Below are 14,134 nucleotides of genomic sequence, written 5' to 3' on the forward strand. Positions count from 1 at the left end.
CTCTAAAAAATGATGAAAGTGGGGTACTTTCTCCACCATGTCTTTTCGAAATGGGCAGAATCGGCTAAACTAAACATGACAATATTGAAAGCATTTTACAATCGAGGTGGTTACGTTGGTTACAATAAATACCCGTACCAGTATTTTTAATCAGTTACTCATTTCATTCGTTGTCATCATCACTTCTTTAATTTTGGTGCTTTCATCATTGCTGTACTATAACTACACATCCTCTTCCATCAACATGCTCAAGGAAATGAAAACCGATATCTTGTCCAAAACGAGCTATAGCGCTATTTACATGGATACACTGGCTAAGAAGTTTTGCCAAACACTTTCTTTAAATAATCCCCTCATCGCTTTCGCCAACAGTAACGAAGAAGATATTTTAATAACTAGCAAGGCGATTCAAACCCTAAGTTCACTCGCGATCCCGAATACATATATACATTCCGCATACATTTATAATCGTAAAACTGACACCATGATTGCCACGCCGTCAGATACTTTTTATAACAGCGCAGACTTCTACGATAAAGAAATCACGCAATGGCTTGGCAACCTACAGTACATTAAGAGTCTACCTACCCTTTATCCGATATCAAGGAAAATTAAAGCTAACGCAGAAGCCAACTCGAACTTGGTCAATGTGTACACGTATATTTTATTCGATGTAAGCGATTACAGAGAAAATTACAGCAATGCTATTATTCTAAACGTTGATGCTGATTGGCTCCGTATGACACTGTCGTCTATCGATAAGAACATGAGCAGAGATGGGAGCGAGCTATTCGTAGTCAATGAAAACGGCTCAATTGTCAGCCATTCCTCACCGGAGATGTTTATGAGAAACATTGCTGATCTTTCCTATTTCAAAGAAATGAACGCATCCGCGGCTTCATCTGGAACTATTTTCGATAATTTTGAAGGTGAAAAGCACGTGATCTCATATGTTTCTTCCAATGAGTTAGGGTGGAAGTTTGTCAGTATTACACCATATAACGCTGTATTTGCAAGTGTAAAACGCAACCGCACCATCACCGTTACTTTTTGCGCACTTATATTACTGCTAGGGCTCTTCTACGCATTTCTCGCATCTAAAAAGTTGTATCGGCCTATTGGTCAGCTCACAAGCGGAATTAAGAATAGACTTCATTCGAACAACAAATCCGAAAAATTCGTTGATGAAGTCGGATTCCTAGCTAGTGCTTTCAGTGGCATGCTGGACAAAACGGACTCCTTGGAGAGTATGAAAAGGAACAGCATGCCCGTATTAAAGAATGAATACTTGAAGCATGTCTTATCTTCCTCTAGCCTTGTACTTCCTAATCATATCTCTCATACAGACAAGGACCTGGACATTACTGTCAAATTTACGGAACCATTATTCTTGTTTATGTTGAAGATTGATGGCTATAACACTTTCATTTTAAAGCATAGTGAGAAGGATCGCTCTCTGTATAAGTATGCGATCGCAAACATCGCCAAAGAGTTTACGGCTGACCATTACAGCAATGAAGTCATTGATTCCGCTGCCGATGAGTTAATTGTCTTGGCTAATATCAGTAACTCAGAGGCAGATTCCAGCACACTCTATCACACATTTCATGACATTGTCGAAAGCATCCAGCACTATGTTGCAAAGCATTTAAACATTTCAATATCAGGTACACTAGGTTATGTGATTAACTCTCCTGAGCAAATCAAAAGTCTCTATGAAGAAACAGTTAGTCTTGCCTTGTATAGAATCCGATTTGGGCACGCTAGTATCCTATCACCCGAAACTCTGAAAGAAGTTGACAGCGAACGATTCACATTCCCGACGACCAAAGAAAAACAGCTCATCGATGCGCTGAAACTCGGAAACGGCAAAGCATCCAAGGAGGCCTACAAAGAGATTATCCGGCTGATCGAGCGTTCCACTTATGACAATATCATCACCTCGATCATTTATCTGTTCTACGCCATTTACAACGAATTAAATCGAATTGCAGAAGGTACGCAAGCCAAGATGAACATCATTTCGATCGATTTTCTTCATACAGTAACAGGATTAGAGACACTTGATGAAATGGAGGAAACATTTTTTTCCTTGATCGATGATATCGTGCTCTTGAAAGAAGGGGCCAAGGATCATAAGAAAGATGAAATTGTTAAAAGTGTCATGAGCCTGATTCACGCAAGCTACCAGGATAAAAATCTAACGCTTATCAGCTGTGCGGAAACGCTTGCCATTTCATCCGTTTATCTTGGCAAGCTCTTCAAAAATGCCACTGGCAAATCTGTCGCCGAGTACATTACGGTGGTACGAATGGAGAAGCTTAAACATTATTTGGAACATTCACAGCTTCCCATCATTGACATCTTGGAAAAGTGCGGCATGGAAAAAAGCAATTATTTTTACACTAGTTTCAAAAAGCATTTCGGGGTGTCTTTAACGGAGTACCGGCTTAATGGTGTTAAAATCAAAAGTGATTAATATTTGAATGTAAATTGGCGATACGAATTGGATTAAGAAGACGAAAACATTACCGAAATGAAAATTATTAATAAAGCAGATGAGGAGTTGTCTCATCTGCTTTTTAGTAGTCTGAATCGATCTAAGAAAGAGGAAATTCGATTTTTAATCTTCGTTTGCTCCTAGGAAATCTCTCGACAATCATCTCATCACACAGTTTCCCTTGAAAAGTTGGCAAATGCTACTGGTTTTACTTTTTTCTTGGTTTAAACCAACTTATCAAAGAAAGCAGCAAGGCCGTAGCGATCATTGTAACTGGCAGCAGCCAAGGCTTTTGCAGCATACTACTTGATTCCCATGGAAAGTGAAATCCCACTAAGCCGTCCTCCTATTTTTCAATTTACCGAATAATGAAAGCAAAAGTATAATCCCGGGTAGAACGATATACATAGGGACCACTATAATCTTAGCTAAACTTCCCAACCAAACTTGTAAATGTTCGGGTAAATTGTTAGCCATTGTCATTGCCATCACATAGGCAAAAATAGCTGTTATCCAGATGGCAAGGCGATCATTAGCAGCATGTGTCAGATCTCGTATACATAGAACAGCGGCAAACAAGTAGACGGATATCTTGATGAATGCCGAACACATAAAGTACATCGCGCCAAGAACCTCCAGATTTTCTAGAAAATCAGCAACACTTGATAGTTTCAATATCGTAAAAACTGGAAAAATCATCTTCTGGAACAGGTGCTCACTTAAAGACGTTATCGCCAACACATCAAACAAAACAATGAATAATCCAGCGAACAGGGCCGCCCCAATACTAATACGCCCCAAATATCCTTTCTTTTTTAACAAGCACCAAAAGACAGACATCACGAAACATTCTCCATATGTTGTCGTAACGCCGACGGGCCAAATATTTTTTGAAACTCTACCAAATCCCTCAGCTAGTACAGGTCTAAGATATTCGCCATGCAAACTTCCGGAAGCGAAGAGGATAATGGTTTCAAACAAAATAAATAAGATGACCACGGGCAAAAGTACACCTGCGATTCTGAATAAAACATCAATTCCAGCATACATAACATATAAGATTAATAGGATAAGTGTTCCTATAAAAAACCATGGAGGTGTTTTGGGAAGCAGCGTAATTGGGAGGAGGAACCTAAGATCACAAATTATGCGTGCTGCTGTATAAACGAAGAAAAGGGGATAAAGCCAAGCTATTGGGGTTCCGAGCCATTTGCCAAACCATTTAGTAAACCAACCCACCATTGATACAAAATCATTTAATTTTGAGATGGTTACATAACCAGCAATAAGTATCCCCCCAAGTAAAGAAGATATCGATGCAGAGATCCACGCATCTCGTCCTGAGTCGGAACCGAATCCGAAAATAACGGTTGTTCCGAGTTCAAACAAAACCATTAATGAAAAAAAATGATAAGGCGAGATCGAAATCATCGGATATCCTCCTTTATTGCACCTTTACCTATTAATCCTGTCTGTACAACCATTATTTTCGCCAAAGTATCGACTTCGATTTCCGGAAACATCGCTTTCCAATTATTAGCGTAATTGGTTTTCCATATTTGAGGATCTTGTTTATACATTTTTTGACCAAAACCAAAAATATCAGACCTTAATTCTTTCTGTACCTTCGTACAAAGCATTTCGATATCTCCCATTACTTCTTTAGCAAATAAGTTGCTTAGAATTGACCTATCTTTGAGCGAATTCAAATCAAGTTTCGATGTATTTTCATAGACGTTTAGTAAGGAAGAAATCTCAATATCTACCGTAATCGTGCCATTCTGTTGAATGGGAACTACTTTGCTATGAACATTCGTCATTTCTCCACTTACGTATCCACCACCCAATTTCTTTGGAATTTCTAAAGTAACAACGCCTTCTTGTTTCTCATTTCTAAGCCATAGCAATTCCATAATCTCTATGTCATTGAGCCATCCGACCAACCGATCGCCTTGGAAAACAGCAGCACCTTGGGATACCATTAAGTTAGTTGAACCATCCCCCCCTTTTTCCGAAGGGACAATGGAGATTTGTGGCGCATAAGCTTCCTGCCCTTCATCCATTAGCATGGTGATAAAACGTCCCAATTGAACAGATGTGCCACTACTCTCGTGCAATTCTCCTTTCATGACTTCAGAGGCTAATTTTTCAAATTTAGGTTTGAATTTAAGCACATCAGTTGCTTCAAACTTCGTGACGATAATGGTGCTTTTAAGCTGTGACTGCTTATTGCGTATAAAAAAATCAAGGATCGGTAATGTGCCATTTCTTGCAAGCTTCTCACCGATAACAATGACTCGATTATGCGAAAAGAATATTTTGCGTGGGAGCTTTCCTTGCAAATTGTTGTATGCCTCCATAACTGTTTTCCCTTGTTCCGAAACAACCCAACCGGCGGTAACTTCCAACTTGGAGTCTCCTCCGCCGTTCACGGAAGATGTTCCAATAAGTCGTGGAACGGCTAAGAGCAATGTTACACGAATAGAATCATTTTCCATCAAGTCTATACCTGTGGCAGTTACGATAGCGATTTCGTTTACTTCCCTTCGTCCCCAGCACCCGGTGAGCAGTAGTACAGTAAGAATAATGATAACAATTCGCTTGATGTTATACAGCATCTGCCATTTTCCCTTTCGGAACTTTGAGTCATTAGTTTCCTTTTGCACGATACCACCAGGGTAAACGTAATAGAGCATCCTTAAACCCAACGCTGTTCATTGAAGATATGGAGGAAAGATAGGGTACACCAAAAGACTTCAATTTCGTCAAATGAATAAGCAAGGCAAGTAAAAATATGAAAATGCCGTAAAGGCCGAGTATTCCTGCAATGATCATGAGGGGAAAACGTAGAAAGCGAATGGATAAACCAAGATTGTATGTCGGGAATATAAATGAAGCAATTCCTGTTGCCGACACGACAATGACAAGAGAGGAAGTTACGAGGCCTGCCTGCACTGCCGCTTGTCCAATGACCAATGCACCTACGATACTAACGGCTTGTCCTACTTGGCGGGGTAGCCGAATCCCTGCTTCTCTCAAGCCTTCAAATGCAGTTTCTATAATGATAGCTTCCACGATAGCCGGAAATGGCACTGCCTCTCGTGAAGAAGCGATACTTAGGAGAAGATCGGTCGGAAGCATTTCTTGATGCATCGTAGTTATCGCAATATACATGGAGGGAAAAATCAGGGCAATTAACGACAAGCTTAATCGGAGCCAACGCGTCGCTGTAACTACGATAAAATTCTGACTATAATCTTCTGCGGCTTGAAGCATCTCATGTGAAGTCGCAGGTGCTATAAGGATGAATGGCGTATTATCAACGAGAATGACCACTCTCCCTTCTGCAAGCATGGCTGTAGCGCGATCAGGGCGCTCGGTAGAAATCAACTGCGGAAAGATTGAATAACGGTCATCCATCATTAATTCTTCGATATATCCACTTTCAAGCACCACATCGATATGGATATTCTTAATCCTTGTTTTCACTTCATCGATTAGATTTTGCTGAGCAACACCCTCTACATACATGACACTCAATTTTGTTTGAGATAATGTGCCTACATGAAAAGTTTCACTTTTCAGCTTGGTCGTTCTCAACCTGCGCCGGATCATCGTAATATTAATCTGCAAACATTCCGTAAATCCATCCCGGGGTCCTCTAATAACAGGTTCTGATTCCGGCTCTTCAATGGATCTCGTTATAATCGAATACATGCCAATCAGTAGTGAGCCTGGCACTCCATCTACCAGCAAAAGTACATCACCGCTTAATACAGCCTGCGTTGCCTGATCCTCTCGCATTTTTTTGGCGATTTTTTCTGTTGGCAGCACCTGGTATGCCAGCCATGCCCACTCATCGTTTTCCCATTCTTCCTCCGATTGACCACACGATAATAAAGGTTTAAGTATTTCGGACTCCACTCGCAGCTCATCCACCATGCCGTCCATAAATATAAGAAGAGCTGCCTGTTTACCTCCCAAACGAAAGCTTCGAAATACGATATCATCACACCGATCGAAAAGCGTACGAAAACGCGCTTCATCCCTCACTAAGTTCCCCGAAATCATGTTCTCTTGATATGGCTCTGTCACCCGAATCCCCTCCTTTACCTTCAAAGTTGAAATTAATATGCCCATTTTTACCAAATAAAATCCTACTGTCGATTCTTTATTGAGTTACTCAATTTAATTCAATAATTACCGGTCATTTATCCCTGATCCCGCTTAGAGTAAGAAAAAACGCCAAGCCTTCAAGAAAGAAGGCTTAGCGTATAGCGAATTTTGATTCCACTAGTTGTTTTTTTATGAAGGAGACATTCTATACTTTAAATTTACTTATTATGTTCTGCAGCTCTGTTGCCATCGTTGAAAGTGCAGTTGCAGATGCATTAATTTCTTCCATAGAAGCAAGTTGTTCTTCTGCAGCCCCCGATACGCTTTGTGTATTGGCTGCTGATTTCTCAGCCAAATCAATAACAATAGCAATGGAACTTGCAATTTGTTCGGCTCCAGCCGCCATTTGCACCACAGCCGCAGATACTTCCTCTGTCTGAATTTCTATGGATTTAACGGCCTCTTGAATATGCATAAAAGATTTTCCTGCATCATTGATAATAAACATTCCTTCAGTTACTTCCTTAGCATTCTTCTCCATAGATTGTATGGCTTTCTGAGTTTCAAACTGATTGTTAGTAACCAAGTTTGAAATTTGTTTGGCAGACATTCCCGTTTGATCTGCTAGCATACGCACTTGATAAGCCACTACGGCAAATCCTTTGCCATGTTCGCCCGCTCTCGCTGCTTCAATAGCTGCATTAAGAGCCAGTAAATTGGTTTGAGATGCGATGTCGGTAATAACGTTAATGATTTTGCCCACTTCGATGGAGTTTTCACCCAATTTCTTCACAATCTCCACTAATTGCTCAACGGAGCTGTGGATGATATCCATTTGTTTCATTGAGGCCTGAATCGACTCATTCCCGTTCAACGACAATTGGGTTGCTTGGTTTACCGCAGAAGAAGTCTCTTGTACCCTTATGACAATTTGTTTACTGCCTTCCAACATCTCACCAATCGTATTTTTGCTATCTTCTAAATCCAGAACCTGCTTATGAACATCGGTTGCAACGTTTTGTGCATGTAGGGCCACATGTTCGGAAGCTGAGCTGGTTTGATCCGCACTAGCGGTTAGTTCTTCCGAAGAAGCAGCAACCATCTCAGAATGGATGCCGACTTGATACATGATTTCTCTCAAATTGGAAGTCATATGATGAAAAGATTTAGCTAAATCTCCTAGTTCGTCTTTGTTTCTAATTATGAGATCTTGGACGGTTAAATCTCCGTTTGCCAAACGCTCTGCCGCTGTTGTTACCCTAGTAAGCGGTATGGAAATCATCCGAGAAATGATAAATGCCATGCCAACACCTGCAAGAATAGTGATAATGCTTAAAACGATGACAAATATCCTTCCTGATTTGAATGTTTGAATTGAACTACCTGTCGCCAGATTAGAACCTGAATCGTTAAAACTTATTAACTGTGACAAGTAATTCATGGCTTGATTAAAATGCGGGATCGACTGGGATATAAGAAAATTAGCAGTTATGAAATCATTGCCTTTTCTAGCTTGAATGACCTCTGGAAAAGACTTCAAATACTGCTCTTCCGAGTCGATGAATTGTTTAAGAAATGTTCTTTCATTGTCATTCGTTGTATAAGCGGACGTATATTTCCTTTGAATCGTTTTCAATTCTGCAATCGAGTCATTCATTTTGCTTTGATATTGAACTATTTTTTGGTCATCGTTTTCCAAAATAATCTCCAACAATGAATGCTGTATATCATACAGATCCGCCTGCATCGTTGCTAAGGTTTTAACACTAGGCATCCATTTGTTTTCAATTGAGACTGCCTCTTGCCCCATATCCGACATTTTCAGAACACTGATCCCGCTAACTATAGCCAATAAGAACAAAACAATTAAAAACCCCGTCAATATTTTTCTACCAATGGTAAACCTCATCGTGAGTTCCTTTCTACTACTATTTCTATGCAAAAAACAAACAAAATTCCGGGCTTTACAGCCCGGTATTGGTAGGTATTAAATATGACGGATGACGCCTGCGTCTATTAAAATAGAGTTGCCGTTAATGCCATCGTTGCAAGCGGCGAAAATAACCGTTTTCGCAACTTCTTCTACCGTCAGAAATCTTTGCAGCAAGGAGGTACTGTCATTGCCTTCCTTGAAATAATTAATCTTTGCTTGTTCCAAACTTATACCGCCACGTTCTGCGTAGCCTTGCAGGTAGGTTTCGATTCCCGGCGTCCAAGTCGTAACTGGCAATACACTATTTACTGTAACTTTCGAACCCTTGGTAAGCTCTGCCATCGCCCGGCTCAAACCGAGAAGTGCTGACTTCGTGGTCGAATAGTGGACAAGGTCGCCATTTGGCCGGTAACCTGCTTCGCTATTGATATTGATGATCTTGCCCGAGTTTGCCTTCAGCATGTCGGGAAGCGCTCTTCGGCAAAGACGTACCGTACTCATCACATTTACATTCCAAATATGATACCAATCGTCGTCTGTAATATCTTCAAATGGTTTTACAGGGAAGATACCTAGATTATTGATCAAAAGATCAAGTTGACCGTCTTTACTTGCTTCATCATAGAGTCGGTTGGCTTCTTCCGGAATGGCCAGGTTAGCGGCGATACCTGATATCTTTACATCCTTATACTTTGCTTGCAATTCATTTACCGTTTTATTTACACGCTCTACCGAAGAGCCATTAAGAATCACATCCGCTCCTTCTTGCGCGAAGGCTTCTACAATCCCTTTGCCGATCCCAGTTGTGGATCCCGTTACCAGTACTTTTTTTCCTCTTAAACCAGTGTCCATAGTTATATCCTCCAATAAATTATGATTTAGTTTTCAAGAGACTTCAGAAAATTCAAAGAATCTCTTATCGATACATCCAGTTGACGGTCATCTTTCCCGAACGTAAGGTCTCGATACAATCCGATATCCCTTCCAATCTGTCCACCTGTGGTAATAAAAGATTCAATAGTTAGAACCCCGCCGAAGTGAATGGATTTCAGCGCTCGATACAAGCCATTCCAATCCGTTCTTCCTTCCTTTCTCGGAAGACTGCGGTTGCATTCACCCAGATGCAGACACGCTAATTGATCTCCAGCCGTTACAATGGCATCCGATAAGCTAACCTCTTCAATGTTCATATGGAACGTGTCGAGCACGAGTTTGCAATTCGGACTTCCGACTTCTTCGATAAACGCAATACCTTCTGAGGCTGTATTCATCACCGTCGTCTCGAAGCGGTTTACAACCTCAAACATATACGTAATGCCGAGATCTTCAGCTGTTTTCGCCAGCTCCTTCATACTCTTAATGCTATTCTCTATATAGGCTTGGGGATCTAGCTCCCATGGCTCAAGTTTCCCTGCCCATGCTGCATAATTGACACCGCCAAAAGCTTTACCTCCCATGCTGGCTATGATCTGCATAACGTATTTGACATACTCGATCGCTTGCCGACGGATAAGCTCATCCTTGGATGACAGATCGTGTTCTTTTGCTAACCCCGTTGAGTACGTCATTTCAATACCACATTCGTCTGCGAGTTGTTTCAATTCTTGATACTCATGCTTGGGTCTGCTCAAGAGTGTAGGAATAAAAATTTCCACAACATCAAACCCGTTTAGCGCATGTCTTTTCACAGCTTTAAATAAGTCGAAATTCCAATCTTTCTCACCAAAAGAACTGTGTACGCCATATTTGTACATGGGAATAACCTCCTCAATGATGGGGTAACCTCTACTTTGAGACTCTTCTTCTAAACGTATCAAGTGCCACTACCGTAATAATGACCAGGCCTAAAATAACCTTTTGCCAAAAAGCCGAAATATCCAGGAAATTCAATCCATTGCTGAGCGTACCCATCGTGATGACACCGATAATCGTTCCACCGATTGCTCCAGCACCGCCAAAGAGACTTGTGCCTCCAAGAACGACTGCCGAGATAGAGAGTAGTTCCATCCCGTCCCCCATCAAAGCATTGGCAGAGTTAAGACGACCTAACATAACGATGCTTGCAATCGATGCGCAGAATCCTGAAAACGCATACACGAGTGTTTTCGTTAGATTGACATTAATCCCCGAAACCCATGCCGCTTCGCGGTTTCCGCCAAGCGCATAGACATTGCGGCCAAACGTCGTATGCTTTAATATGACCCAACCCAATAGGGCAACACCGACGAATACCAGAAATGAAATCGGGATTTTGGCGATATTCCCATTTCCTATAACCAGTAACCCTTGCGGCAGCCCCGAAATTGGCAATCCTCCGCTCGTTAACAAGGCAAAGCCTTGAATCGCAGTAAGCGCTCCTAGCGTCGCGATAAAATCTTGAACTTTGATTTTCGTAATGATTAGACCAATCAATGAGCCGGTTATCACTCCGCACACAATGCCGATCAAGACGGCAGCGACTGGATTGACACCCCAATTGATGATGGCTACTGCGGTAATACAGCCAGTAAGTGCCATTACTGAACCTACGGCCAAGTCGATACCCGCAGCGATGATCACCATAGTTTGACCTATCGCCAAAATCCCCATAACCGAAGATTGCTTGGAAATATTCAAGAAATTGCTCAGCGTGAAAAATTCACGATTCGCAATGGCCATATAAACAATTAAAATCAATAACGGGATTACAGGACTAATCTTGTTGATGTAATGCATCATTGATTTCTTTTTCACTTGGGCTTTTTCATGTTGATTCATGTTTAAATCCATACTTTGCATGGGTTACAACCCTCCTGCCGCTTTCTCCATAATAAGTTCCTGACTGCACTCACGCGCATCAAAGCTGGCCACCAGCCTGCCTCTGTTCATCACGACAATGTTGTCAGACAGTCCGATTAATTCTGGCAGTTCTGTCGATACCAAGAGGATGGATCCACCCTGTTCCGTTATTTGATTTAACAATTTATACACTTCCACTTTGGCCCCAATGTCAATTCCGCGGGTCGGATCATCCATAATAAATATCTTTGTTTGATTGCAGAGCCATTTGGCTATAGCGCCTTTTTGCTGGTTGCCGCCACTTAACTTGCCGATAGGATTGGATACGCTTGGCGTACTGATTTTCAACAGCTTCCTATAATCCTCCGACACGCCAAACTCCTTTTTCTTGTTCCTAACCCCCCATCTGCTAAAACCAATAGAGCTGGAAACCGTAATATTTTCAGCCACGGACATGTGCAAGAGAAGACCTTCTTTCCGATTCTTCGTAACAAAACCCAACTTACGGTCAATTGCGCTTTTGGGACTAAGAGGTGAATACGTTTCACCGTTTAATTGAATGCTCCCTTCCGCAGCTTTCCTTAAACCGAATAAGGTTTCGAGCAATTCCGTGATGCCTGAACCGACAAGACCGGCAATCCCCAAGATTTCTCCTTCATGCAGCGTGAAAGAAATATCCTTAATGGCCTTTCCATCTCCAAGTCCACTTATTTTCAATACTTCTTTGGATGTGCAGTGATTCATTTTGGGGTACTGCTCATCAATCGAGCGGCCAACCATCATGCACACAAGCAAGTCTTGTGTAACACTTGAAATATCGTTGATCGTATCAATGGAATGACCGTCTCTTAATACCGTTACTGTATCGCCTATTTCAAAAACCTCATCAAGCTTATGCGTAATATAAACAAAAGAAATTCCTTGATTTTTTAAACGTTTGATCGCTGAAAAGAGAGATCTGACCTCTTTATCCGTCAAAGCGGAGGTAGGCTCATCTAGGATAATTAATTTCGCGTCTCTGGAAATTGCCCTTGCAATTTCTACTAATTGTTGAATGCCTAAATCAAACTGAGATATTTTTTCATGAACATCAATTTCCAGCCCTAAGGTACTCAGAACTTTGCCTGTATTCTCGATCACCTGTTTCCAATCGACGAACGGAAGAGCCTTGCGCTTAGGCATTCGCCCCAAGAAGATATTTTCCATCACGCTGAGCTCTTTGATCATCGTCAGTTCCTGGTATACCATACCAATACCTAAACTTAGCGAGTCCGCGGGACATTTGATCGCAGCAGGTCTGCCTTCCCAATAAATCTCCCCTTCATCGGGTACATAGGAGCCGGATAGAATCTTCATCAACGTCGATTTGCCAGCACCATTTTCACCTAACAGGATATGAACTTCACCTTTTTTGATTTCCAAATCCACTTCAGCCAAGGCCACTGTTTCATAAAATCGCTTTTTGATTTTGCTCATTTTCAATAGGGTTGCCGCCATCTCCACCCCTCCTGTTTCCAAATTTCATCATGCAATTATTTGAGCTTCGCATTGGTGATAATTTGCTTCCAATTGATCGGTTCCAACACAGGATTCGGGTAGAAATCATTGGCGTTGGCTTTATACTCTGTTCTTGGTCTGATATCATAGGTTTTCGGCGTCTCTTCTCCAAGATGGAGCATCACTCCGAATTTCACACCGTACCAGCCCCATTCAGGGAACCCGTGCCAAGTTTCCGACAAGATCTTATCTTCTCTAATTCGATCAACGCTCTCCGACGTCCCATCATTCGTCGTAACGAATACTTTTCCAGTAAGCCCTGCGTTTTGAACCGCATTAATGGCGCCTAATCCCATTTCATTCGAAGCAGCCCAGATGCCATCAATATCTTTGTGCTTTTGCAGAATGTTTTCTGTGACAGATACGCCTTTTTGCCGATTCCAATCCGCAGGAAGCTTGGTAACGACTTGAACATTCGGGAACAATTTCAACACTTTATCGAAGCCTTTTTGGCGTTCGTTATCATAGAAGCTCCCCGGAACTCCTGAAAGGATAGCAATTTTCCCCTTAATTGAATTCGGATCAACGTCTTTATACACGTTCTGCCACCACTTCAAATCCAGTTCTTGATTAGGCTTAACATCCACTTTTTTTCCTTTTCCATCCAGTACGCCTGGCCCGCCGAGCGCGTTTAACATGGCATATGCGGATACTTCTGCCGCCTGCGCATTATCAAAACCAATATAAGTATCGACTTGAGTTCCCTCAATCGGTGTTAGCAGATTAACGATTATCACAGGGATATGAGCATCCTTGGCTTGTTTCAAGACAGGTTTCAGCGGTTCTACATCTGCTGGAGAAATAATAATCGCGCTGACTTTTCTTTGAATCATATCTTCGATGTTATGTATCTGAGCATTGGCATCCCCATGGTTATTGCTCGCTTTTGTCAGGATTTCAACATCCAGCCCCGACTTCTTAGCATCTTCTGCTGACTTTTCCATGTATGTCGTTGCAATTTTGTATACACCCGTAATATCCGGCGGTACCCAGCCAATCACGATTTTGCCCAATTTTTTGGCAGCATCATCAGTCGCAGTGGAGACTTGAGTTTGCCCTGCTTTGCTATCTGGGTTCACAGGGTTGGCTTGATTCGAACAAGATGACAATAAAGCCGTAAGCATCGTGAAGATAAGCAGCAAATACGATTTACGCAGCAGTTGGATTTTACTCATGTTCATTTCCCCTTTTTTTGGAAATAATTTTAAAGCGCTTACATTTTACGAATGAATTACTTATAGCCCTCCCTA

At 41.7% G+C, this 14,134-nt stretch carries 11 protein-coding genes; 1 reads left to right on the plus strand and 10 read right to left on the minus strand.

Going from position 1 to position 14,134, the window contains the following annotated elements; translation table 11 throughout:
* Positions 1-115 precede the first annotated feature (115 nt).
* Entirely contained in the window at positions 116-2,479 is a 2,364-nt protein-coding gene (locus ASL11_RS14730; protein ID WP_056615437.1) for a helix-turn-helix domain-containing protein, read from the plus strand.
* Positions 2,480-2,708: 229 nt separating this feature from the next.
* Here ASL11_RS14730 and ASL11_RS37850 read toward each other — a convergent pair whose 3' ends face one another.
* The 10 genes from ASL11_RS37850 to ASL11_RS14775 form a co-directional block, all read right to left on the minus strand.
* Positions 2,709-2,834, minus strand: coding sequence for a hypothetical protein (locus ASL11_RS37850; RefSeq protein WP_268796198.1), 126 nt, complete (start codon positions 2,832-2,834; stop codon positions 2,709-2,711).
* Positions 2,834-3,931, minus strand: coding sequence for a GerAB/ArcD/ProY family transporter (locus tag ASL11_RS14735; protein ID WP_056615440.1), 1,098 nt, complete (start codon positions 3,929-3,931; stop codon positions 2,834-2,836). Before ASL11_RS14735 ends, ASL11_RS37850 begins: the two co-directional genes overlap by 1 nt.
* Positions 3,928-5,196, minus strand: coding sequence for a Ger(x)C family spore germination protein (locus tag ASL11_RS14740; protein ID WP_082595453.1), 1,269 nt, complete (start codon positions 5,194-5,196; stop codon positions 3,928-3,930). The genes ASL11_RS14735 and ASL11_RS14740 overlap by 4 nt, the downstream gene beginning before the upstream one ends.
* Positions 5,150-6,595 (minus strand): spore germination protein, encoded by a 1,446-nt coding sequence (locus ASL11_RS14745; RefSeq protein ID WP_056615446.1) that lies wholly within the window; start codon positions 6,593-6,595, stop codon positions 5,150-5,152. The genes ASL11_RS14740 and ASL11_RS14745 overlap by 47 nt, the downstream gene beginning before the upstream one ends.
* A 226-nt stretch (positions 6,596-6,821) precedes the next feature.
* Entirely contained in the window at positions 6,822-8,525 is a 1,704-nt protein-coding gene (locus ASL11_RS14750) for a methyl-accepting chemotaxis protein (RefSeq protein WP_056615449.1), read from the minus strand.
* Between the two features lie 78 nt (positions 8,526-8,603).
* Positions 8,604-9,401, minus strand: a complete 798-nt coding sequence (locus ASL11_RS14755) for an SDR family NAD(P)-dependent oxidoreductase (protein ID WP_056615452.1) — start codon at positions 9,399-9,401, stop codon at positions 8,604-8,606.
* Positions 9,402-9,427: 26 nt separating this feature from the next.
* Entirely contained in the window at positions 9,428-10,303 is an 876-nt protein-coding gene (locus tag ASL11_RS14760) for a D-psicose 3-epimerase (protein WP_056615455.1), read from the minus strand.
* 31 nt (positions 10,304-10,334) lie between these two features.
* Positions 10,335-11,327, minus strand: a complete 993-nt coding sequence (locus ASL11_RS14765) for an ABC transporter permease (RefSeq protein WP_200962432.1) — start codon at positions 11,325-11,327, stop codon at positions 10,335-10,337.
* A 3-nt stretch (positions 11,328-11,330) separates the two neighbouring features.
* Positions 11,331-12,824, minus strand: a complete 1,494-nt coding sequence (locus ASL11_RS14770; RefSeq protein WP_056615459.1) for a sugar ABC transporter ATP-binding protein — start codon at positions 12,822-12,824, stop codon at positions 11,331-11,333.
* A 35-nt stretch (positions 12,825-12,859) separates the two neighbouring features.
* Positions 12,860-14,059: a sugar ABC transporter substrate-binding protein gene (locus tag ASL11_RS14775; RefSeq protein WP_200962433.1), complete on the minus strand. Its 1,200-nt coding sequence runs from the start codon at positions 14,057-14,059 to the stop codon at positions 12,860-12,862.
* Positions 14,060-14,134: the final 75 nt, after the last annotated feature.

Source organism: Paenibacillus sp. Soil750, assembly GCF_001428045.1.
Taxonomy (GTDB): Bacteria; Bacillota; Bacilli; order Paenibacillales; family NBRC-103111; genus Paenibacillus_E; species Paenibacillus_E allorhizoplanae.